Below are 22,980 nucleotides of genomic sequence, written 5' to 3' on the forward strand. Positions count from 1 at the left end.
AGTATGCCTCAGTCGGCAAGGGTCCAGATCTCGGCCAGGTTCCCGGTGAAGTCGGCGATCGTACTCCGCTCTCCGTATATGCGGACGGCGTCTTCGTGCACCCGGGCGCACAACCGGCGGGCCGCGACCGGGTCACCCATACGGCCGAGCTGATGTCCCAGCACGGCCTCGACCCGCAGCACCTCCTTGTCACCCGCGCTCAGGATCCCGCGCCCCGCCTCCACCAGCTGCTCGGCCATGTCTCGGGCCAGCCGGTGGTCTCCCAGACCCTGCTCGCGCCCGCCGGTCCACCAGGCCACCGTGCCGTGCAGCCGCATCGCCGTGACGTCGTCGATCGTGCCCGTGATGTCGTCGCGACCGGCCAGGGCGGCCAGCCAGCCGGTGAGCTCGGCGGTCAGTGCGGGATCCGCGACATCGTCCATGACCCCTTCGATGTTCGCCAGGGAGTCTCCCAGCTCACCCGCCACCAGCAGGTCGTCGACCACAAGCTCCTGCCAGAGGGCGATGCCCCGCCGGGGGTCGCCTCCGTCAACGGTCCAGACGGCCACCTCGAAACGGGCCGACGAGACGACCTCGTGGTCGTGGCCGAACAACCGGGTGCCCATGTCGACGATCTCTTCGGCGAGACGGCGGGCCTCCTCGGCACGGCCGAGAGCGCCCACCTGCCGGACCGCGGTCAGCCTGCACCACAGAGTCAGCACGTGTTCGGGGCCGAGCAGCCGCACGCTCTCGGCCTCGGCCTCGCGGGCGAGTTCCAGTGCCCGGGCCGGATCCCCCGCTCCGCGCACCCGCTCCCCCGCCCACCAGGCGAGGCGGTACTTCAGCCCCACGGTCACCTCCGCGGTCGCCCCGGCCTCCCGGGCTCCGGAGACGGCCCGCGAGAGCCAGCCGGTCACCTCCTCGGACCGGCCCATGTCCCGCATCATGAAGGCGAAGTCGAGGGCGGCTTCGATGTGGCCCGCCTCCAGCGCCCGGCCGAGCGCCGCCTCGGCCACGCCCAGCTCGTGACGGTGGAAGGCCGCCCAGGCGATCGTGATCGCGTCCGGGGGCGGGACGAACGACGTCAGCGCCTGCCAGATCTCATCACGGACGGCGGGCCAGCCGAGGGCGTCGTCGTAGGCGTCCGGGAGGTAGTCGAAGGCCTGATAGTGGTCGTCCCCGACGGGCACCAGCAGACTGCTCGTCGAATGGAGCGGCTGGGTCGCCCAGCGGAGCGCCTCCTCCCAGGGCTCGGACCGGACCGCCGCCGGCAGGTAGTGCTCGTGCAGTTCCCTGAGAAGGTCGATCGGCACGGCCTGCTGAAGTCCCGCCCGGCGCAGGTCGACGGCGGCGCTCACCAGGGCGGCGCCCCGAGGCCGTCCTTCAGGCCATGATCCCCAGGCGTCCCGCCAGTCCTGGAAGAGCTGCGGACCGGCCGCCAGAAACTGGCCGACGCCGTAACGGTCGGCGTGGTCGAGCGCGCGGAGCACCCGCCGGTCGTCACTCTCGTCCGCCGCCCGCGCGCGCTCCCCGGCCGACCACAGACGCTCGATCCTGATCTCCGTGGCCAGCCGGAGCACGTCACCCGCCAGCCGGTGGTGCTGGGCCTCCCCCGAATCGGGCGACGCGCCTTCGTGGGGCTGTAGCGGGCGCGTTCGTGCGACCGCATCGTGGCCAGCACGACCCGATGGCGGCCGGGATCGGCGAACAGGGGGCTGAGTGCGGGCGCGGTCAACCCGTTGACGCCGAGATAGAGGTCTAGTTCGTCCAGCCACACCACGCAGCGCCGCTGCCGCTCCGCTCGGGCGAGTGCCTCGGGAAGGTCCTCTCTGCCCGTCGGCCGGATGAATACGTGGGCGGGCAGACATGCCCGCATCGCCTCGTAGGCCGCTCGTGACTTGCCCGCCGTGGATTCCCCGACCACCAGCACGAACCGGCTGGTCCGCAGCGCGTCCTCCAGTTCCGCGCTGGCGTCACGCCGGACGAAGCCGGGCACCAGGTCCACGGTCCCGTCCGGCAGGGTCACCGGCGGGGCGAGGTGCACCCCGAGGGCCAAGGGGTCGTCGAGGTCCCTCACCCGCACGTTCCGGGGCCCCAACCTCTTGGGGGCGGCTCCCTCGTCCTCGATCATCTTCTCCGCTCTGACCGCGATCGCGCCGGCGACCGCGCTCGCCGTGCCGACCAGGACGGAGCCCACGAGAACGGGAAGGGAGGAGGCGAGCAGCGAGACCACCGCGCCCACCGACGCCGCGATCATCAGGAGCCACCAGCCGCGCAGCCGCCACATCGACCCAGCCCTCCGATCGTCTACGCGCATACTGCCTGAGACCGCCCCCGTCCAACAGGGTCCGCGTCCCGGAGCACCCCCGTGAACGCCATGGTTACTCGCGAGTAGCATTAGGGTGTCAGCCCACGCAGATAGGGAGATACCGTGCCCGCGTCACGTGAAGTCGTCTTCGTCGACGGCGTTCGCACGCCGTTCGGCAAGTCGGGGCCCAAGGGCCTCTACGCCGAGACCAGGGCGGACGATCTGGTCGTCCGCGTCATCCGCGAGCTGCTGCGCCGCAACCCGTCGTTGCCGCCCGAGCGGGTCGACGAGGTCGCCGTCGCGGCCACCACCCAGATCGGCGACCAGGGGCTCACGATCGGGCGGTCGGCCGCGATCCTGGCGGGCCTGCCCAAGACCGTGCCCGGTTACGCCATCGACCGCATGTGCGCGGGCGCGATGACCGCCGTGACCACCGTGGCGGGCGGGATCTCCTTCGGCGCCTACGACGTCGCCATCGCCGGCGGGGTCGAGCACATGGGCCGCCACCCGATGGGCGAGGGGGTCGACCCCAACCCGCGTTTCCTGTCCGAGAAGCTGGTCGACGGCTCCGCCCTGGTCATGGGCATGACGGCGGAGAATCTGCACGACCGCTACCCCGCGATCACCAAGGAGCGGGCCGACGCCTACGCCGTGCTCTCGCAGGAGCGCGCCGCCAAGGCCTACGCCGACGGGGTGATCCAGCCCGACCTGGTGCCGATGGCCACCCGCAAGGCCGCCGAGGGCTGGGGGCTGGCCACGGCCGACGAGGCCATGCGGCCCGGCACCTCCATGGAGGGGCTGCGCAACCTCAAGACGCCCTTCCGGCCGCACGGCAACGTGACGGCGGGCAACGCCTCCGGCATCAACGACGGCGCCACCGGCTGCATCGTCGCCGCCGAGGACGTCGCGGCCGAACTCGGGCTGACCGGGCGGATGCGGCTGGTCTCCTACGCCTTCGCGGGCGTCGACCCCGAGCTGATGGGGGTCGGGCCGATCCCCTCGACCGAGCGGGCGCTGCGGCTGGCGGGGCTGTCCATCGGCGACATCGGGCTGTTCGAGATCAACGAGGCGTTCGCGGTCCAGGTGCTGGCCTTCCTCGACCACTTCGGCATCGCCGACGACGACCCCCGGGTGAACCCCTACGGCGGCGCCATCGCCTACGGCCACCCGCTGGCCTCCAGCGGCGTGCGGCTGATGACGCAGCTGTCGCGCAGCATGGCCGAGCACCCCGAGGTGCGTTACGGCATCACCACCATGTGCGTCGGCCTCGGCATGGGCGGCACCGTCATCTGGGAGAACCTGGCATGAGCGAGCTGGTAACGCACGCCCTCGTCCGCGACGTCGAACTGCCCTACGGCGCGGGCACCATGGCGCTGATCACCCTGGACAACGGCGAAGACCACACCAAGCCGAACACCTTCGGCGAGGGCGGGCTCAACGAGCTGAAGAACGCCCTCGACGCGATCGAGAAGCGCACCGACCTGACGGCCGTCGGCGTCACCGGCAAGCCGTTCATCTTCGCGGTGGGGGCCGACCTCAAGGAGGCCGCCACCATCTCCAGCCGGGAACAGGCCCACCTCGTCGGCCGGCTCGGCCACGCCGTGTTCCGGCGGCTCGGCGAGCTGGCGATCCCCTCGTTCGCGTTCGTGAACGGCGCCGCGATGGGCGGCGGCCTGGAGCTGGCGCTGCACTGCACGTACCGGACGATCTCCGCCGGCGTCCCGGCGGTCGCCTTCCCCGAGTGTTTCCTCGGGCTGGTGCCGGGCTGGGGCGGGACCTACCTGACGCCCCGGCTGATCGGGCCGGAGAAGGCGATCAAGCTGATCGTCGAGAACCCGCTGTCGCAGAACCGCATGGTCAAGGGGCCGGAGGCCTACGGGCTGGGGCTCGCCGACGCGCTGTTCGAACCGGCCGACTTCCTGGAGGAGTCGCTGCGCTGGGCCGCCCGGGTGGTCAACGGCGACGTCGTGGTCGAGCGGCCGGGGCACGAGTCCGTCGACTGGGCGCCCGTCGTCGAGCAGGCCCGTCAGCTGGTCGACCTGAAGGTCCATGGGGCGGCGCCGGCTCCGTACCGGGCCCTGGAGCTCATCGAGAAGGCCCGCACGAGCGACCGCGACACCGGATTCGCGGCCGAGGACGACGTGCTGGCCGACCTCATCATGAGCGACGAGCTGCGCGCCGGGCTCTACGCCTTCGACCTGACGCAGCGGCGGGCCAAGAAGCCGGCCGGGGTGCCCGAGGTGCCGGGCCGCGCCATCACCAAGATCGGCGTGGTCGGCGCGGGGCTGATGGCCTCGCAGTTCGCGCTGCTGTTCGCGCGGCGGCTGCAGGTGCCGGTCGTGCTGACCGACCTCGACCAGGAACGCGTCGACAAGGGCGTCGGCCACGTCCACCAGGAGATCGACACGCTCCTGGCCAAGGGCCGCGTCACCGCCGACCAGGCCACCCGGCTGAAGAAGCTGGTCACCGGTTCGCTGACCAAGGAGGCGTTCGCCGACGCCGACTTCGTCATCGAGGCGGTGTTCGAGGACCTGGCCGTCAAGCAGAAGGTGTTCGCCGAGGTCGAGGAGGTCGTCTCCGACACCTGCGTGCTGGCGACCAACACCTCTTCCCTGTCGGTCACCGAGATGGCCTCCCAGCTCCGGCACCCCGAGCGGCTCGTCGGCTTCCACTTCTTCAACCCGGTCGCGGTCATGCCGCTGCTGGAGATCGTGCGCGGCGACCGGACCGACGACGTGACCGTCGCGACCGCGTTCGCCGCGGCCAAGCAGCTGCGCAAGTCGGCGGTGCTGGTCAAGGACGCGCCCGCGTTCGTGGTCAACCGGCTGCTCACCCGCTTCATGGGCGAGGTGCTGGCCTCGGTCGACTCCGGCACCTCCGCCGACGTCGCCGACCACGCGCTCGACGGGCTCGGCCTGCCGATGACGCCGTTCACGCTGCTCAAGCTGGTCGGCCCGGCGGTCGCGCTGCACGTCGCCGAGACGATGAACACCGCCTATCCCGACCGGTTCCCGGTCTCGGCCGCGCTGGCCACGATGGTGTCCACCGGCGGCGACACGCTCCACCCGGGCCGCGGGTTCGTCTCGAACGAGCAGGAGGTGCGGGAGCGCGCGCTGCGCGGGCTGGCGGAGGAGATCCGCATCATGCTCGACGAAGGTGTGGTCTCCGCGCCCCAGGACATCGACCTGTGCCTGATCCTGGGCGCGGGCTGGCCGTTCCACCTGGGGGGCATCACGCCCTACCTCGACCGGACGGGCGTCTCCGAGGCGGTCAACGGAGCCCGGTTCCTCCCCTAGGCTCCCGTGATGTGCGGGAACTGATGCTCGGAATCGGCCTCGGCCTCGGCGCCGGGGTCGCTCCGGGCGCGCTGCTCGGCCTGGTCATCACCGCGAGCCTTCGCGGGGGTTTCCCGGCCGGGCTGCGCATGGCGTGCGTGCCGCTGCTGTCCGACCTGCCCGTCGTGGTGCTCTCGATCGTGCTCGCGGGCGCGCTCCCGTCCGGTCTGCTGCGGGGTCTGTCGATCGCCGGGGGCCTGTACGTCGTCCACCTCGGCGCCGAGGCCGTCATGGCGGCCCGTACGGCCGTCCTCCCGGCGCCCGGCGAGAGGGTGCCCTCGCAGGTCGGCAAGGGTGTGCTGGTCAACCTGACGAACCCGCACCCGTGGTTGTTCTGGATCACCGTGGGCGGGCCGCTCGTCGTGGCCGCCTGGTCCGACGGGTTCGCGCAGGCGGCGGCCTTCATGATCGGTTTCTACACGCTCCTCGTCGGCGCGAAGGTCGTCCTGGCCGGGCTCGTCGCGGCCGGGCGGCACCGGCTCGGCCCGCGCGCCTACCGCGCGACCCTGGCCGCGAGCGGGCTGCTGCTGGCCGGGGCCGGGCTGTGGCTGGTGGTCCAAGGCGTGACCGGGTAGCCGCTGGGCAGAGGACGACGATGTTCGATGCCGTGGACCAGCTCCTCGAATGGCTGACCGACCAGAGCCCGATCCTCGTCGCCACCGTCACCCTGCTGTACGTCGCCCTCGAAGGCATGCTGCTCATCGGCGTCATCGTGCCCGGCGACCTGTCGTTGATCATCGCGGGCACCACCGTCGACGGCGTCGCCGAGGGCCCGCTGGTGGTCGCGGGCGGCCTGGGCGGGGTCGCGGTGAGCGCGTTCTCGGGCCACTGGATCGGCGCTCGTTTCGGCCCGCGTGTGCGGGCGAGCCGGCTGGGCCGGTGGGTCGGCGACGAGAAGTGGAAACAGGCCGGAGAGGTGCTGCACGGCAGCGGCTGGCTGATCGCGCTGACCTATTTCGTGCCGGGGCTGAACGCCCTGACCCCGGTCTTGGCCGGGATCCTGGACATGCCGCGCCGCCGGTTCGGCTTCTGGGCCCTGATCGGCGGCGCGATCTGGGTCGTCGGCTACGTCACCCTCGGCGCGCTCGCCGGTGAGGCGGCCCGCCGGAACGAGGGGCTGATCATGCCGATCGCGGCCGGGGTCGCGGTGGTCGCGGCCACGATCGGCTTCGTCGTCAGACGGATCGTCGAGCGGCGTTAGAACTCGACGGCGGCGCGGCGGCGCAGCGTGTCGGCGAGCTCGCCCGCCAGGTCGATCGCGGTCAGCCCGGCGTCGGCCAGGATCTTCGGCCGCTTGGCGTGGTCGAGGAACTCCTGGGCCAGCCCGAAGTTGCGGACCGGCACGTCGATGTCGTGGTCACGCAGCAGCCGCGACACGGCGTCGCCGACCGCGCCCACGCGGCCGTTGTCCTCGACCACCGCGACCAGCTTGTGGGCGGCGGCCAGCAGCGTCAGCGACTCGTCGAGCGGCTTGACCCAGCGCGGGTCGACGACCGTGACGGAGATGCCCTGCGCGGCGAGCAGCCCGGCGGCGTCGAGGCTGACCTCGGCCATCGGGCCCACCGCCACGATGAGCACGTCGGGCTCGCCCTCACCCTCGCGCAGCAGCTCCATCGAGCCGATCTCGCCGATCGCCTCGACCTCTTTGACCAGGGCGCCCTTGGGGAAACGCACCACAGTCGGGCCGTCGGTGACCCGCAGCGCCTCGCCGAGCAGCTCGCGCAGCCGGGTGGCGTCGCGCGGCACCGCGACCTGGAGGCCGGGCACGACCTGGAGGATCGACAGGTCCCACATGCCGTTGTGGCTGGCGCCGTCGTCGCCGGTCACGCCGGCCCGGTCGAGCACCACGGTCACCGGGAGCCGGTGGAGGGCGACGTCCATGAGCAGTTGGTCGAAGGCGCGGTTGAGGAAGGTCGCGTAGACCGCGACGACCGGCTTCAGGCCGCCGACGCACAGGCCGGCCGCGCTGGTCAGCGCGTGTTGCTCGGCGATGCCGACGTCGAAGATGCGGTCGGGGTAGAGGGCGGCGAAGTCGGCCAGGCCGGTCGGGTGGAGCATCGCGGCGGTGATGGCGACCACGTCGGGACGCTCGGCGCCGACGCGCACCATCTCCTCGCTGAACACGTCGGTCCAGCCGAGCTGCTTGGGCCGTTCCTCGCCAGTGACGATGTCGAAGGGCTGCGGCGCGTGGAAACAGTCTTCGTCGTGGTTCTCGGCCGGTTCGTAGCCCTGGCCCTTCTTCGTCACGACGTGGACGATGACCGGGCCGCCGTAGGACTTGGCCTTGCGGAGCGCGGTCTCCATCGCGGGCTCGTCGTGGCCGTCGATCGGGCCGACGTATTTGATGCCGAGGTCCTCGAACATGACCTGCGGGGCCAGGACGTCTTTGAGGCCCTTCTTGATGCCGTGGAGGGTGTCGTAGAGGACCGGCACGTTGCCGAACTTGTCCTTGACGAACTCCAGGACCTGCTCGTAGCTCTGGGTGACGCGCAGCTTGGCCAGGTGGGTGGCCAGGCCGCCGATCGTCGGGGAGTAGGAGCGGCCGTTGTCGTTGACCACGATGACCAGCGGCAGGTCTTTGGTCAGCGCGATGTTGTTGAGCGCCTCCCAGGCCATGCCGCCGGTGAGCGCGCCGTCGCCGATGACCGCCACGACGTGGCGGCCGCTGCCGGTCAGGCGGAAGCCCTTGGCGATGCCGTCGCCCCAGGAGAGGGCGGTGGAGGCGTGGGAGTTCTCGACGACGTCGTGGGGCGACTCGGCCTGGCTCGGGTAGCCCGACAGGCCGCCCTCCTGGCGCAGGCCGTCGAACTGGTCGGCGCGGCCGGTCAGCATCTTGTGGACGTAGGACTGGTGGCCGGTGTCCCAGACGATGCGGTCGTGGGGGGAGTCGAAGACCCGATGGATCGCGATGGTCAGCTCGACCACCCCGAGGTTCGGACCCAGGTGACCACCCGCCTTCGAGTTCGCGACGGAGCGGACCAGAAGGTCACGGATCTCCTCGGCGAGCCGGGGCAGCTCGCTCGCGTCGAGTGCTTTGAGGTCGGTCGGTCCGCTCAGGGACTCCAGAAGGCCCACTGCGATTCCTTTCCCGTTCGCCGTCGAACAGTAGGAGTGTAGTTCGACAATGCCCGGCTTCCGGCTCCGAGGCCTGGGGAATCCCTTTACGGGTGGTTGACTTGTCCCCTACTCTCCTGGATTCGTGCGAAAAATCATCCCCTTACTGGTGGCAGGTCTGGTGGCGCCCCTACTGGCGCCCGGAACGGTCCACGCACGGCCTGTTCCGACCGGTCTGTCCGCTCTCACGAAGAACCCTATCTACACCTCCGGCAAGCTGCCGGTCCGGTCGTGTCCCGAATACTCCGTGACGATCGAGGACTTCCTGACCGCGCAGAACTACCTGCGTGAGGGCGCGGAGTGCCTCGACGCCACCTGGACGTCCTTCTTCAAGAAGGCGAAGCTCCCGTTCCGCAAGCCGGGCATGGAGTTCATCAGCAAGCCGACCAAGACCCGCGCGTGCGGGAACATGGACGGCTTCTGGGGCGGCGCCTACTGCCACGACACGCAGGGCCTGGTCGTCCTGGTCGACGGCTGGATGCTCGAGTACGAGGGCACGCCCTTCCTCTTCTATGTGCTGGCGCACGAGTACGGCCACCACGTCCAGCAGCGGGCGGGCATCATCAAGGCCCACTACAAGCTGATGCCGAAGAGCACCAAGGCGGCCTACAAGTGGCACGCCCGCCTGGAGCTGCAGGCCGACTGCCTCTCCGGGGCGTTCCTGCGCAGCATCTGGGCCTCCACGGGGCGCGACTCCCATGACTGGCAGCAGCTCCTGACGTACATCAAGGAGGACATGGGCGACCCGACCCACGGCGGCGGCAAGAGCCGGGCGGCGTGGACCGACCGCGGCTTCAAGGCGGGCTCGCCGAGCGTGTGCAACACCTACAAGGCTCCCGCCTCACAGGTGGCCTGACCTGCGGTGCGGCGGTCATCCACGGGGGGTGGCCGCCGTAAATATCCGTATTTACCCGACTTTACTCGCCAATAAGACCTGCAATATGGTCTTCCCCACCATGCGAATTCCCCTGATCGCACTGGCCTCCGGCGCTCTCTCCGTCCTCGTCGTGACGGGCTCCGCCGCCCAGGCCACCCTCTCTCCCCCGCCCCTCGCCGCCGCCCCGTCGGCCGCGGATCCGGCCGCGACCGCACCGGCGCCGATGGCCGCGCCGGCCGCCGCGAAGCGCGTGTTCCCCACGGTGCTGACGAAGAACCGGCTCTACCGGTCGGGCGCCGTCGACTCGTTCACCTGCTCGCCGGGCGAACCACGCGCGGGCAGCGCCAACTCGCTCAAGGCCTACCTGCTCAAGGTCGCCCGCTGCGTCAACGGCATGTACGCCCGCCAGTTCAGGGCGGCCGGACTGGGCGCCTACCGGGTACCGAAGATCATCATCCGGGCCAGCGGCACCAAGACGCCGTGCGGCAAGCTCAGCAACACCTACACCGCCCACTACTGCCCGTCGTCGCAGACCATCTACCAGTTCCTCCCGAAGGCCACGATCCGCAACCCGTGGGGCCTGACGCTGGCCAAGACCATGGCCCACGAGATCGGCCACCACGCCCAGCAGCGCGCGGGCATCGTGCCGGCGTTCAACCGGCTCTACGCGCAGGCGCGCACCAAGACCGCCCGCAACTACCTGAGCCACCGGGTCGAGCAGCAGGCCGAGTGCATGGCCGGGGTGTTCCTCGGATCGGTGCAGGAGAGCCTGCCGGTCGTCTTCGAGGAGTGGGACCAGGTCGTCGACTGGGCCGCCAAGCACGCCTCCGACACCGTCCACGGCAAGGGCCGCAACCAGGCCTTCTGGCTGGAGCGGGGCTACGACTCGCAGTCGTTCCTGTCGTGCAACACCTGGACCGCGCCCAACGCGCGGGTCGCATAGTCCTCCCGTTACGGAAAATCTGGTACGGGAGTGGTTGTCTATCCTGGGGAGATGACCGCGATGGCGCCCTCCCGTACCGAACCGGACCTGTCCTTCCTGCTCGACCACACCAGCCACGTGCTGCGGACCCGGATGGCGGCGGCGCTGGCCGAGATCGGGCTGACCGCCCGCATGCACTGCGTGCTGGTGCACGCCCTCGAAGAGGAGCGCACCCAGATCCAGCTCGCCGAGATCGGCGACATGGACAAGACCACGATGGTGGTCACCGTCGACGCCCTGGAGCAGGCGGGCCTGGCCGAGCGTCGCCCGTCGAGCACCGACCGCCGGGCCCGGATCATCGCGGTCACCGAGAAGGGCGCCGAGGTCGCCGCCCGAAGCCAGCGCATCGCCGACCGCGTCCACCGCGAGGCCCTCGACGCCCTCTCCGCGGAGGAGGGGAAGACCCTCGTCGAGCTGCTGACCCGGCTGACCGAAGGACATCTGGCCACCCCCGTCGAAGCGCCGCAGGGCGCCCGGCGGGCCCGGCAGCGCGTCCGATAATCGTCTACAACAAAACTATCTGCTACGGTCGCTTCTGTTCCCCCCGAACAGGAGACGACCATGTCCCGTTGGCCCGCGTTGGCGGTCCTGTCGACCGCCATGCTGATGACCATCCTCGACGGCAGCATCGTGACCGTGGCGCTGCCCGCCATCCAGCACGACCTCGGCTTCACCTCGGCCGCCCTGAGCTGGACGGTCAACGCCTACCTGATCCCCTTCGGCGGCCTGCTGCTGCTGTCCGGACGGCTCGGCGACCTCATCGGCCGCAAACGCGTGTTCCTCGCCGGGAACGCCGTCTTCGTCGCGGCCTCGCTGCTGGCCGGGCTGGCCGGCACCCCCGAACTGCTGGTCGCCGCCCGGTTCCTGCAGGGCGTGGGCAGCGCGCTGGCCTCCTCGGTCGTGCTCGGCATCCTGGTGACGCTGTTCACCGAGCCCGCCGAACGGGCGAGGGCGATCGGGGTGTTCAGCTTCACCGGCGCGGCCGGCGCCTCGATCGGCCAGGTGCTCGGCGGCGTGCTCACCGACGCCCTCGACTGGCACTGGATCTTCTTCGTCAACGTGCCGATCGGGCTGGCCACGATCCTGCTCGCGGTCCGGGCGCTGCCCGCCGAGCGCGGCACGGGCCTGTCGGCCGGGGCCGACGTCGCCGGCGCGGCGCTGGTCACCGCCGGGCTGATGCTGGGCGTCTACACCGTGGTCGGGATCGAGCAGCACGGCGCCGGGCAGAGCCTCGCCTACGGCGGGTTGTCGGTCGTGCTGCTGGCCGGGTTCTTCGTGCGCCAGGCGACCGCGCGCACCCCGCTGATGCCGCTGCGGGTGTTCCGGTCGAGGAACGTGTCGGGCGCCAACGCGGTGCAGATCCTGGCGTTGTCGGCCATGTTCTCGTTCCAGATCCTGGTCGCCCTGTTCATGCAGCGGGTCCTCGGCTACGGCGCCCTGGCGACGGGCCTGGCCATGCTGCCCGCCGCCGCGGCCATCGGCGGGGTGTCGCTGTTCGTCTCGGCCCGGCTCAACGATCGCTACGGCGCGCGCACGGTGCTGCTCGCGGGACTGGTGCTGCTGGTGGCCGCGATGGGCTGGCTGACCCGCGTGCCGGTGGACGCCGTCTACGTCACCGACCTGCTGCCGGTGATGCTGCTGATCGCCGGAGGCGGGCTGGTGCTGCCCGCCCTGACGAACCTCGGCATGTCGGACGCCCGCGACGACGACGCCGGGCTGGCCTCGGGCCTGTTCAACACCACCCAGCAGATCGGCATGGCGCTCGGCGTGGCGGTGCTGTCGACGCTGGCGGCGGGCCGCACCGAGAGCCTGCTGGACGAGGGCGCGCCGGCGGCGGTCGCGCTGACCGAGGGCTACCGGCTGGCGTTCACCGTGTCGGCGGGGCTGCTCGCGGTCGCGTTCGCGGTGGCCCTGGCGGTGCTCCGCCCGGTCAGACGCTCATCCGCGCGAGCACCTCGAGCGGGTCGGCGAGTACCCTCGTGAAGGCCAGCTCGGCGGCCCCCACCAGCGTCGCGTCGTCGCCGAGCTCCGAGGTGCGCAGCCGCAGCGTCTCCCGCAGCGCGGGATGGGTCGCCAGGTTGAGGCGGCTGCGGACCTGCGCGGCAGAGCCGAGATAGATCTCGCGCAGGGTGCCGCCGAAGATGACGACCTCGGGGTTGAAGACGTTCACCAGGTTGGCGACGCCGATGCCGAGCCAGTCGCCCACCCGGTGGAGCGCGTCCTGAGCGATTATGTCGCCGCGGTCGGCCGCCTCGACGACCGCGTGGATGCCGTCGCGGCCCCGGCCCGCCGCCAGGCGGTGGATGCCGGAGCTGCCGGCGTGTTCGAGCAGCGCCCGCTCCCCCACCTCGGCCTCCAGGCAGCCGTGGGAGCCGCAGCCGCAGGCCCGGCCGCCGGGGTTGACCACCATGTGGCCGACCTCGCCGCCGTAGCCGGCCGCGCCGCCGAGCAACTGTCCGTTGACCACGATGCCGCCGCCGATGCCGACGTCGCCGTGCAGGTAGACGAGGTCGCGGCAGCCCGCCCCGGTGCCCCGGGTGTGCTCGGCGAGCGCGCCCAGGTTGGCGTCGTTGCCGACGGTCACCGGCAGGCCCATGGCCAGGCGCTTGGACAGCTCCTCGCCGAACGGGCCGTCCTCCATCTCCAGGTTGGGGCTGAAGCGGACCAGGCCGTCGCTCTTGCGCACCGCGCCGCAGAACGCCGCCGCCGCGCCGACGCAGACGGTGTCGGCCCTGGTCTTGCGGTGCATCTGGCGGGCGAACCCGGCCAGCGTGGCGACCGACTCGTTGAGGTCGAAGGCGCCGCGCGGGCGCACCGCCCATCGGCGGTCGAGGATGACCCCGCCCAGCCCGACGCGGGCGGCGACCAGCCGGTCGACGCCCACGTCGAAGGCGAGGACGTAGACCCGCGAGGACTCGGGCCGGACCACCAGTGAGGGGCGGCCGGCCCGGCCGGTCTCCTTCGGCAGTTCCTCGCGCACCAGACCGGCCGCGGTGAGGTCGGCCGTCAGCGCCATGATGGTGCTGCGGTTCAGCCCCATGCGGCTGGTCAGTTCGGCACGCGAGGTCGGGCCGCCGAGGTGGACGTGGCGCAGGAGGGTTCCGAGGTTGTGACGGCGGATCTCCTCCTGAGAGGGACCTGCGCGCAACATGCGTCCTGCCTCTGGTGCCGGGGGGTCGTCGTTCGCGCCCACCCTATCGGCGGCCGGATGCCGACGCCCGCTTACGGGAGAGGGCGTCCACACCCGCCGCGAGCAGCAGCACCGCGCCGGTGACCACGTACTTCACGCTGGAGCTGTAGCCCATCAGGCCCATGCCGTTGATGACGACCGCGACGACCGCGCCGCCGAGGATGGCGTCGAGGGCCCGGCCCTTGCCGCCGAACAGCGACGTGCCGCCGATGACCGCGGCGCCGACGGCGAACAGCAGCACGTTGCTGCCGCCCGTGTTGGGGTCGACGGAGTTGGCCCGGGAGGCCGCGATGATGCCGCCGACGGAGGCCATGAAGGAACAGATGACGAACGCGGAGATCTTGATGCGGTCGACGTTGATACCGGCCCGGCGGGCCGCCTCGGCGTTGCCGCCGACGGCGTAGATGTGCCGGCCGAAACGGGTGCGGCGCAGCACGAACGTCCACACCAGCAGCAGCACCAGGATGATCGGCACCACGACCGGCACGCCCGTCAGGGAGATGACGCCCGGGTTGCGGCTGCGCTCCAGGTTCAGCACGTACACCGCGAAACCCGATGCGACGGCGAGGGCGCCGACGCGGACGGCGATCAGCGACAGCGGGTCGGCGACCAGGCCCCGGGCCGACCTGCGGCGGTTGTTGACGAGCTGTAGACCGGCGTAGGCGACCACGCCGACGACCACGAGCGCCCAGCCGAGCCACGGGTACATGTTCTCGTTGGCGATGGCCAGGATGACCGAGTCGCGGATCGAGATGTTGGTGCCCTCGTCGAGCAGGATCAGCACGACGCCCTGGAAGGCCAGGAACGCCGCCAGCGTCACGACGAACGACGGGATGCCGAGCTTGGCCACCAGCCAGCCGATGATCAGGCCGATCACGACGCCGACCACCATCGCGGCCAGCACGGCGGCGTACCAGGGCCAGCCCTCGTTGGTGAGGAGCACGCCGAGGAAGGCCGCGCAGACGCCCGAGGCGAAACCCGCCGACAGGTCGATCTCGCCCAGCAGCAGGACGAAGACCAGGCCCATCGCGATGACGGTGACGCCCGCGCCCTGGGTGAACAGGTTGGCGAAGTTGACCGGCGACAGGAAGACCGGCGACAGGATCGCGAAGACCGTGCACAGCACGATGAGGCCGATGACCGCCGGGAGGGCGCCGAGTTCACCTCCGCGCACCCGCTCCACGTAGTCGCGGACCTGCTGGTTCAGCCCGGCGGATGGCGCGACGGCCTTCTCCTCCGGGGCGGTTGTGGTGGTCATGCGGTCGCTTCCTTGCCGTTCTGCAGGCCGAGCTCCCCGCTGCGCCCGGCCGTGATGAGCTCCACGATCTGGGAGTGGGTGACGTCGGAGGTCTTCACCTGGGCGGCCATGCGGCCGAGGTACAACGCGGCGATCCGGTCGGAGACCGCGAAGACGTCGTTCATGTTGTGGGAGATGAGCACGACCGCCAGGCCTTTGTCGGCCAGGCGACGGACCAGCTCGAGGACCTGCGCGGTCTGCGCGACGCCCAGAGCGGCGGTCGGTTCGTCGAGGATGACGACCTTGCTGTTCCACAGGACGGCCTTGGCGATGGCGACGGTCTGCCGCTGTCCGCCCGACAGGCTGGAGACGTGCTGGCGGAGGGACTTGACCGTCCGGACCGAGAGGCCCACGAGGGTCTTGGCCGCCATCTCCTCCATCGTGTCCTCGTCGAGGACCAGGCCGCGCTTGCGCTCCCGGCCGAGGAACATGTTCTGGACGATGTCGAGGTTGTCGCAGAGCGCGAGGTCCTGGTAGACGATCTCGACGCCGAGCGCGGCCGCGTCGCGGGGACCGCTGACGTGGACCTGCCTGCCCTCGAAGTAGTACTCGCCCGAGTCGAACGGGTGGATGCCCCCGATGCACTTGACGAGGGTGGACTTACCGGCGCCGTTGTCGCCGACAAGGGCGGTCACCTCTCCGGGGTAAACGGAAAAGGCGACATCGTGGAGGACCTGCACGGGGCCGAAGCTCTTGTCGATTCCGCGCAGTTCCAGAACGGGTGCCGTGGACACGATGGGCTACTCCTGGTTCCAGAAAGGGGTACGGCCCACGCCCTGTGCCGGGGGGAGCGTGCGTGGGCCGTACCCGCGGAGTGACTTAGCTGATGCCGGCCTCGGTGCACAGGGCGGCGAAGTCGCCCGTGCAGAGCTCTTCCTTCGTGACGTAGCCGTCGGCGACGACGTCCTTCACGTTGTCCTTGTAGATGGCGACCGGGGTCAGCAGGACGGCCGGCACGTCGGCGCCGGTCTCGCTGTCCTTGACGGTGCCGGTGGCGGCGGGCTTCTCACCCTTGGCCAGCGCGATGGCCAGCTGCGCGGTGGCGTCGGCCTCCTGCTTGACGGCCTTGTAGACGGTCATGCACTGGTCGCCGGCGAGGATGTTCTGCAGGCCCTGCGCGGTGGCGTCCTGGCCGGTGACCGGGACCTTGCCGTTGAGGTTGTTCTTCTTCAGCACCGCGATGGCGGCGTTGCCGAGGCCGTCGTTCGCGGCGAGCACGCCGGCGATCTTCGGCTCCTTGGTGAGCTGCTGCTCGAAGAGGGTGCCGGCCTGGGCGTTGTCCCAGTCGGGAACCGAGTCCTCCGGGCCCTTGACGTAGTCGCCCGAGTCGAACTTCGGCTTGAGGACGCTGTCGTAACCCTCCTTGAAGAGGGTGGCGTTGTTGTCGGTCGGCGAGCCGTTCAGGTAGGAGATGATCGGCTTCTCGGCCTTGGCGTCGTCGAGGCACTTCGACAGGCCCTCGCCCTGGAGCTTGCCCACGGCGGTGTTGTCGAAGGAGACGTAGTAGTCGGCGTTGCCGCCGAGGGTGAGGCGGTCGTAGTCGATGGTGGCGATGCCCTGGGCCTTCGCCTTGTCGAGGACGGCCTTGCCGGTGCCCGAGTCGAGGTTGACGATCGCGAGCACGGTCACGCCGCCGGTGATCATCTGGTCGGCGATGGTCTGGAACTGGGTCTTGTCACCCTGGGCGTTCTGGATGTCGTAGGCGACACCCGCGGCCTTGAACGCCTCTTCGAGGTACTTGCGGTCGGCGGTCTCCCACCGGGCGGAGGACTTGCTGTCGGGGAGGATGACGCCGATCTTGCCAGCGGGGGCGGCGGCGGACGTCGCGGGGGCGGCGCCGGTCGTCTCGGGAGCTGCGCCGGTGCCCTCGTCACCCCCGCCACACGCGGTGAGACCGAGGGAAAGGGCCGCGAAGGCGGCGCCGATGCTGAGGATCCCCTTGCGCATGATGCGTGGGTCCTTTCTGGCCGGGGGTCTATCGGGGGGTGTGACTCACCTAATGGGTGAATGTTGTTTGAGACAACGTAAGCCCAAGGGAACTTGGGGGAAAGACACGGGACGGTAACGTTTGTTGCCCGGGGTAACAATGGAGAAACGTACCCGCAAAGAAGCCGACCTCCCCACCAAGGCCGGGTAAAAACCGGAAAGCCGCCCAGGTCACAGACCTGAACGGCGTCCGGTGAGCTGGTCACGCCCGGCGCGTCAGCGCATCCGGGCCGCCGCACGCGGCAGCATCACCCCGAAGACGACGGCGATGAGCGCCGCCGATCCCACCGGGCCGACATGGGCGGCACCAGAACGCCGCCACCGCGCCCCAGCACTGCGCAGGCGCGGGTAGACGTGTGGCTTGAGTCGGTTGCCGAGCTTCGTGGACGCGACCATCACCGCCGCGATGACCAGCGGCACCCCCGGCGTCGCGGCCACCGCGACGAATTTGGGCACCGCCGAGCCCGCCCGCCGCGGGGTGGGGTCGCGGGTCACGACGAGGTCGGGAAGGGAGTCCCACAGGGCACGCCGGCTATCACGACCACGCTCAGGGCGGACACCGCGCTCCCCGTCCACGGCCGATGGTTCATACCGCCTCCTTCATGGGCCGCAGGGCGCCCAGCCGGGCGACGGTGGCGTGCTCCCGGCTCATCAGGCCGAAGACCAGGCAGAGCACGTCCTCCATGACGGAGGTGTTGAGCCGGTACCAGATCGTGGTGCCGTCGCGTTCGCCGACGATTGGGCCGGGCGATGGTCAGCTGGTCGGCGATTGCGCCGGCCGACAGCTGGTCGTGTTCGCGCAGGATCCGGAGGACCTCGGGGCGACGGGTGTGCGCGAGTGCCTCGAACGTGCGGCCGGGGACCATGTGCGGCTCCCCGATCTGCCGGAAACTGATCACGACTCAAGGGAGGGTCGGGTGGGGCACATCCGGCCCGGGACATGTGCGGGTCACGTCGTCGACCATGACGAGCGTCATTGTCACTGGCCAGTCACAAATAGGCACTCCGAACACCTGTGCCCCTCCACCGAGCGCCGTTATGCTCCGCCCATGCCGGACGTCATGCCTCTGGCTCAGATCGGGCCCTGGGTGAGTTTCCCGCAGGGCCCTTGCACCCGGGTCACCCAGCCGTTGGGGGCCGCCTCCTCGGACTGCCGATAATCCGCCTGCGTCGAGCCCAGGTGTGGGACTAATCACAGAAGAGGCGATCGGCAAAATTTCATGCGTGCCGTCCTGGGACCGTTTACCGGAGCTTCGGAGGAACTGATCAAGACGGTACTCGCCGGTTTAAGAATGTCCGATTACGGTACGTGTCATTCATATTCTCTGGCACCTGATGAGGCCGCCGGGGCGAGTGGGCTCGGGAATCGCCTGTGCGCGCTCGGTTATGCCGGTCGTAAGCCACCGCAGGTTACAGAAATCTGTCGCGACAGGCCAGAGCCGCAGGTAGAGTCGTCAAATTCGGCGAATGGAGAGTTACACCTGCCGGTGAAGTCTTGATCCGTACCGGAAGACCCGGAGCACCCGGCCGGTCAATTCGGTGAACACCGAAACAGGGTCGGCTGAATTGCTTCGGCACGCCACGAAGAAGGGCGTCAGGGCACAATTCCGCCGCTCACCGAAATATGACGGCAGCACTCTTCACCAGCTCATTCCGGAGCCAGGCGAATAAGGAGGCCGCCATTTCGACGGCCAGGGCGGGCAAGGAGTTCTGGGCCACAGAAATGCGAACCCATCCGGACCGGGCAGGCGGCCACGGTCAGCGGTCGGACGGCGAGTCCGGGTGTTCGCCAGAGCTCCCCCGGCGTCGCGGCGCGAGGCGGGAGCGGGTGGTCGGCGCCCCGGACGGCGGGATGCGGGAGCGGCGGGAGGGGCCGGGCGGGCGGAGCCGTAACGGAAAGAAGGCCTTGAACAGCGGAAACCGCCCGGATCGGACCGGGCGGCTTCCTGGGTGAGACGTGGGCCGCCCGGACGGACCGGGCGGCTTCGTCGTCGGCGCTACTTCGCCAGGAGGGAGCGGAGGACGTACTGCATGATGCCCCCGTGGCGGTAGTAGTCGGCCTCGCCGGGGGTGTCGATGCGGACGATCGCCTCGAACTGCTTGTCGCCCGCGCGGACGGTCACGGTCGCCGGGGTGTGGCCCTGGTTGAGTTCCTCGACGCCGGTGATCTCGAAGGTCTCCTCGCCCGTCAGGCCGAGGGACGTGGCGGTCTCACCCTCGGGGAACTGGAGCGGGAGCACGCCCATGCCGATCAGGTTGGAGCGGTGGATGCGCTCGTAGGACTCGGCGATGACGGCGCGCACGCCCAGGAGCGCGGTGCCCTTGGCCGCCCAGTCGCGCGAGGAGCCCGAACCGTATTCCTTGCCCGCCAGGACGACGAGCGGGGTGCCCGCCGCCTGGTAGTTGACCGAGGCGTCGTAGATGAACGACTGCGGGCCGCCCTCCTGGGTGAAGTCGCGGGTGTAGCCGCCCTCGACGCCGTCGAGCAGGAGGTTCTTCAGCCGGATGTTGGCGAAGGTGCCGCGGATCATGACCTCGTGGTTGCCGCGGCGGGAGCCGTAGCTGTTGAAGTCCTTGACCTCGACGCCGTTCTCCTTGAGGTAGTCGGCCGCCGGGGTGCCCGGCTTGATCGAGCCCGCGGGCGAGATGTGGTCGGTGGTGACCGAGTCGCCGAGCACCGCCAGCACGCGGGCGCCGGTGATGTCGGTGACCGGCTCGGGCTTGGCGGGCATGCCCTCGAAGTAGGGGGCCTTGCGCACGTAGGTCGAGGCCGGGTCCCACTCGAAGGTGTCGCCGGTCGGGATCGGCAGCGACTGCCAGTGCTCGTCGCCCTTGAAGACGTCGGCGTAGTCGCGCAGGAACATGTCCTGGCCGATCGAGTCGGCGACGACCCGCGAGACCTCTTCGGGCTCGGGCCAGATGTCCTTCAGGAAGACGGGCTGCCCGTCGGCGCCGGTGCCGAGCGGCTCGTTGTTGAGGTCGAGGTCCATGGTGCCCGCGAGCGCGTAGGCGACCACCAGCGGCGGCGAGGCCAGGTAGTTCATCTTCACGTCGGGGTTGATGCGGCCCTCGAAGTTGCGGTTGCCCGAGAGCACGGCGGTGACGGCGAGGTCGTTGGCCTGGATCGCGGCCGAGATCTCCTCGGGCAGCGGGCCCGAGTTGCCGATGCAGGTGGTGCAGCCGTAGCCGACCAGGTTGAAGCCGATCTTGTCGAGGTAGGGCTGGAGGCCCGACCGCTCAAAGTAGCCGGTGACGACCTGGGAGCCGGGGGCCAGCGAGGTCTTCACCCACGGCTTGCGGGTCAGGCCCTTCTCGACCGCGTTGCGGGCGAGCAGGGCCGCGCCGAGCATCACGTAGGGGTTGGAGGTGTTGGTGCACGAGGTGATCGCGGCGATGGTGACGACGCCGTGGTCGATCTCGAAGCTGGTGCCGTCGGCCAGGGTGACCGGCACCGCCTTGTGAGGGCGGGGCGCGCCGGCGCGGGCGTTGGAGGCGGGCGCGTCGGAGGCGGGGAACGACTCCTCGACGGCCTCGTCGACGCCGTCGCCGTCGAAGTCGGTGACGTAGTTGCGCACGTCGCGGCGCCAGATCTCCTTCGACTCGCTCAGCGAGATGCGGTCCTGCGGGCGCTTGGGCCCGGCGATCGACGGCACCACGGTGGACAGGTCGAGCTCGATGTACTCGGAGAACTCGGGCTCGGCGTTCGGGTCGAGCCAGAGGCCCTGCGCCTTGGCGTAGGCCTCGACGAGGGCGGTCTGCTCCTCGCTGCGGCCGGTCAGGGTCAGGTAGTTGATCGTCTCCTGGTCGATCGGGAAGATCGCGCAGGTGGAGCCGAACTCGGGGCTCATGTTGCCGATCGTGGCCCGGTTGGCCAGCGGCACCGAGGAGACGCCCTCGCCGTAGAACTCGACGAACTTGCCGACGACGCCGTGCTTGCGCAGCATCTCGGTGATGACGAGCACCAGGTCGGTGGCGGTCGCGCCGGCCGGGAGCTTGCCGGTGAGCTTGAAGCCGACCACCCGCGGGATGAGCATGGAGATCGGCTGGCCGAGCATCGCGGCCTCGGCCTCGATGCCGCCGACGCCCCAGCCGAGGACGCCGATGCCGTTCTCCATCGTGGTGTGGGAGTCGGTGCCGACGCAGGTGTCGGGGTAGGCCTTGCCGTCGCGGATCATGACCACGCGGGCGAGGTGCTCGATGTTGACCTGGTGGACGATGCCGGTGCCCGGGGGCACGACCTTGAACTCGTCGAAGGCGGTCTGGCCCCAGCGCAGGAACTGGTAGCGCTCGTGGTTGCGCTCGTACTCCTTCTCGACGTTGCGCTGGAAGGAGTCGGGGCCGCCGAAGAAGTCGACGATGACCGAGTGGTCGATGACCATCTCGGCCGGGGCGAGCGGGTTGATGCGGGCCGGGTCGCCGCCGAGGTCGCGCACGGCCTCGCGCATGGTGGCCAGGTCGACCACGCAGGGGACGCCGGTGAAGTCCTGCATGATCACGCGGGCGGGGGTGAACTGGATCTCCACGCTCGGCGCGGCCGACGGGTCCCACTGGCCGAGGGCGTTGATGTGGGCCTCGGTGATGTTCGCGCCGTCTTCGGTGCGCAGCAGGTTCTCCAGCAGGATCTTCAGGCTGTACGGGAGGCGCGCCGACCCTTCGACCCTGTCCAGCCGGTAGATCTCGTACGACGCGTCACCCACGCGCAGTGTGTCACGGGCGCCGAAGCTGTTCGCGGACACGAAGTCTCGCCTCCCCAAAGGTTCTCTGTTGACAACTCGCCCGGCCATCCTCCCGTACGCACGGGAGGGGTTGATCGGTCAGGCTCGCCTAACCTTGGGCGAATATCTCTTGATGTCAAGATATCGCATTCTCGCGCGGGATCTCACATCGGCATGAGCCGCAGGAACAGCAGCGCGAACACGGCGACCGACAACGTCGGCGCGAGGATCTTGGTCTCGAACTTCCGCCCGGTCTTCAGCCCCCAGTCCCACGGCAGCAGCCACTTGTGCTTGAGCGGCCACAACACCGGACACCCCCGCTCGGTCAGGCAGTCGCCGAGGACGTGGACGAAACAGCCGATGCCGATCGCGAACCCCAGCCAGGCGTAGGTCACCCCCAGCCCCCAGAAGGCCGCGAAGATGCCCCCGGTCAGCACGATGTTGACCACCGCCGAAGCGATCTTGTTCCCCGGCACGCCGATGCCGACCGCGCGTAAGGCCAGCCCGATCGACAACACGACGAGGATGTCCTGCCCCACGGTGAACCGCTCGGCCAGCAGGTGGGCCCCCACCCCCATGAGGATCGCGAACAGCAGCGAGTGGGTCGCCTTGCGATGCCCCCCGCTGATGAAGTTCACACCCTTGCTGAGCAGCCACGTGACCGGGCCGAACGTCTGCGCGATCGTGGCGCTGGGGTGATCGAGGTCGGGCAGCATGGCCGCCCCCGCGCAGATGATCGCCCCGGCGATCAGCTCGGCCGGCGACATCGCGGTGGCGAACGCCAGCGAGGGCTGGAAGTCGAACACCGAGGGGAGCGCGGACAACCCGGGCGCGATGCCCAGCCAGACGATCGCCCCGGTCAGCGCGTGGGAATGGCCCATCATGTCGAGATCACGACACGGCAGCGTACGGCAAAGCACCGACAAATTCAGTGCGGCTCGCAGGACCGCTTTGCCCCGTTCCAGGGGGAACCAGACACCTTTAGCCAGGCAGGCTCGGACTGGGCACAGCCGCCCCCCAAGAGTTCAAGCCAGCGCCGACCCTCAGGGTCTCGCGCGCCCGAGGACCCTCTGGACAGCCATCGGGGCGGACAGACCTCGGGCGCGAGACCCCAAAGGGCAGCAAGTGGCTTGAGTTTTTGCGACAGGTGCGGCCGCCGGAGGGCGGACGGGCCTGTGGCGCGAGACCCCGAGGGCC

17 protein-coding genes are annotated in these 22,980 nt (G+C 70.1%); 8 read left to right on the forward strand and 9 right to left on the reverse strand.

Going from position 1 to position 22,980, the window contains the following annotated elements:
- Positions 1-8: 8 nt before the first annotated feature.
- Complete coding sequence (locus QSK34_RS11405; RefSeq protein WP_285582992.1) at positions 9-1,559, reverse strand: hypothetical protein; 1,551 nt, start codon at positions 1,557-1,559, stop codon at positions 9-11.
- Between the two features lie 851 nt (positions 1,560-2,410).
- Between QSK34_RS11405 and QSK34_RS11410 the strand changes: the two genes are divergently transcribed.
- Genes QSK34_RS11410 through QSK34_RS11425 form a run of 4 tightly spaced genes read left to right on the forward strand, consistent with a single transcriptional unit; the run spans position 2,411 to position 6,823 of the window.
- The gene (locus QSK34_RS11410; protein WP_161479074.1) at positions 2,411-3,595 is read left to right on the forward strand and encodes a thiolase family protein; all 1,185 of its coding nucleotides are present in this window, start codon (positions 2,411-2,413) and stop codon (positions 3,593-3,595) included.
- Positions 3,592-5,583 (forward strand): 3-hydroxyacyl-CoA dehydrogenase NAD-binding domain-containing protein, encoded by a 1,992-nt coding sequence (locus tag QSK34_RS11415; protein ID WP_285582995.1) that lies wholly within the window; start codon positions 3,592-3,594, stop codon positions 5,581-5,583. The genes QSK34_RS11410 and QSK34_RS11415 overlap by 4 nt, the downstream gene beginning before the upstream one ends.
- An 11-nt stretch (positions 5,584-5,594) precedes the next feature.
- Positions 5,595-6,197 (forward strand): LysE family translocator, encoded by a 603-nt coding sequence (locus tag QSK34_RS11420; RefSeq protein ID WP_285582998.1) that lies wholly within the window; start codon positions 5,595-5,597, stop codon positions 6,195-6,197.
- Between the two features lie 20 nt (positions 6,198-6,217).
- The gene (locus tag QSK34_RS11425) at positions 6,218-6,823 is read left to right on the forward strand and encodes a DedA family protein (protein WP_285583000.1); all 606 of its coding nucleotides are present in this window, start codon (positions 6,218-6,220) and stop codon (positions 6,821-6,823) included.
- Here the strand turns inward: QSK34_RS11425 and dxs are convergent.
- Positions 6,820-8,697, reverse strand: coding sequence for a 1-deoxy-D-xylulose-5-phosphate synthase (gene dxs / locus QSK34_RS11430; RefSeq protein ID WP_285583002.1), 1,878 nt, complete (start codon positions 8,695-8,697; stop codon positions 6,820-6,822). The genes QSK34_RS11425 and dxs overlap by 4 nt on opposite strands.
- Before the next feature lie 286 nt (positions 8,698-8,983).
- On the opposite strand from dxs, the gene QSK34_RS11435 reads away from it, so the two are divergent.
- From QSK34_RS11435 to QSK34_RS11450, 4 genes are all read left to right on the forward strand, one after another.
- Complete coding sequence (locus QSK34_RS11435) at positions 8,984-9,592, forward strand: neutral zinc metallopeptidase (RefSeq protein ID WP_285583003.1); 609 nt, start codon at positions 8,984-8,986, stop codon at positions 9,590-9,592.
- A gap of 100 nt (positions 9,593-9,692) precedes the next feature.
- Positions 9,693-10,556 (forward strand): neutral zinc metallopeptidase, encoded by an 864-nt coding sequence (locus QSK34_RS11440; protein ID WP_285583005.1) that lies wholly within the window; start codon positions 9,693-9,695, stop codon positions 10,554-10,556.
- 51 nt (positions 10,557-10,607) lie between these two features.
- The gene (locus tag QSK34_RS11445) at positions 10,608-11,096 is read left to right on the forward strand and encodes a MarR family winged helix-turn-helix transcriptional regulator (RefSeq protein ID WP_285583007.1); all 489 of its coding nucleotides are present in this window, start codon (positions 10,608-10,610) and stop codon (positions 11,094-11,096) included.
- 60 nt (positions 11,097-11,156) lie between these two features.
- Entirely contained in the window at positions 11,157-12,578 is a 1,422-nt protein-coding gene (locus QSK34_RS11450; RefSeq protein WP_285583009.1) for an MFS transporter, read from the forward strand.
- Here the strand turns inward: QSK34_RS11450 and QSK34_RS11455 are convergent.
- From QSK34_RS11455 to QSK34_RS11485, 7 genes are all read right to left on the reverse strand, one after another.
- Positions 12,526-13,746: an ROK family transcriptional regulator gene (locus QSK34_RS11455; protein ID WP_030454357.1), complete on the reverse strand. Its 1,221-nt coding sequence runs from the start codon at positions 13,744-13,746 to the stop codon at positions 12,526-12,528. The two genes, QSK34_RS11450 and QSK34_RS11455, sit on opposite strands and share 53 nt — an antisense overlap.
- Before the next feature lie 43 nt (positions 13,747-13,789).
- Positions 13,790-15,043, reverse strand: coding sequence for a sugar ABC transporter permease (locus QSK34_RS11460; RefSeq protein WP_161479066.1), 1,254 nt, complete (start codon positions 15,041-15,043; stop codon positions 13,790-13,792).
- On the reverse strand, positions 15,040-15,816 hold the full coding sequence (locus QSK34_RS11465; protein WP_062345540.1) for an ATP-binding cassette domain-containing protein: 777 nt from the start codon (positions 15,814-15,816) through the stop codon (positions 15,040-15,042). Before QSK34_RS11465 ends, QSK34_RS11460 begins: the two co-directional genes overlap by 4 nt.
- Before the next feature lie 85 nt (positions 15,817-15,901).
- Entirely contained in the window at positions 15,902-17,029 is a 1,128-nt protein-coding gene (locus tag QSK34_RS11470; RefSeq protein ID WP_161479065.1) for a sugar ABC transporter substrate-binding protein, read from the reverse strand.
- Between the two features lie 255 nt (positions 17,030-17,284).
- Positions 17,285-17,563: a hypothetical protein gene (locus QSK34_RS11475; protein WP_285583019.1), complete on the reverse strand. Its 279-nt coding sequence runs from the start codon at positions 17,561-17,563 to the stop codon at positions 17,285-17,287.
- A 1,502-nt stretch (positions 17,564-19,065) separates the two neighbouring features.
- Positions 19,066-21,852 (reverse strand): aconitate hydratase AcnA, encoded by a 2,787-nt coding sequence (acnA, locus tag QSK34_RS11480; RefSeq protein WP_285583020.1) that lies wholly within the window; start codon positions 21,850-21,852, stop codon positions 19,066-19,068.
- Positions 21,853-21,947: 95 nt separating this feature from the next.
- A complete protein-coding gene (locus QSK34_RS11485) occupies positions 21,948-22,667 on the reverse strand; it encodes a metal-dependent hydrolase (RefSeq protein ID WP_285583022.1) in 720 nt (239 codons plus the stop codon).
- Positions 22,668-22,980 lie beyond the last annotated feature (313 nt).

The organism is Herbidospora sp. NBRC 101105 (genome assembly GCF_030269205.1).
GTDB classification, from domain to species: domain Bacteria; phylum Actinomycetota; class Actinomycetes; order Streptosporangiales; family Streptosporangiaceae; genus Herbidospora; species Herbidospora solisilvae.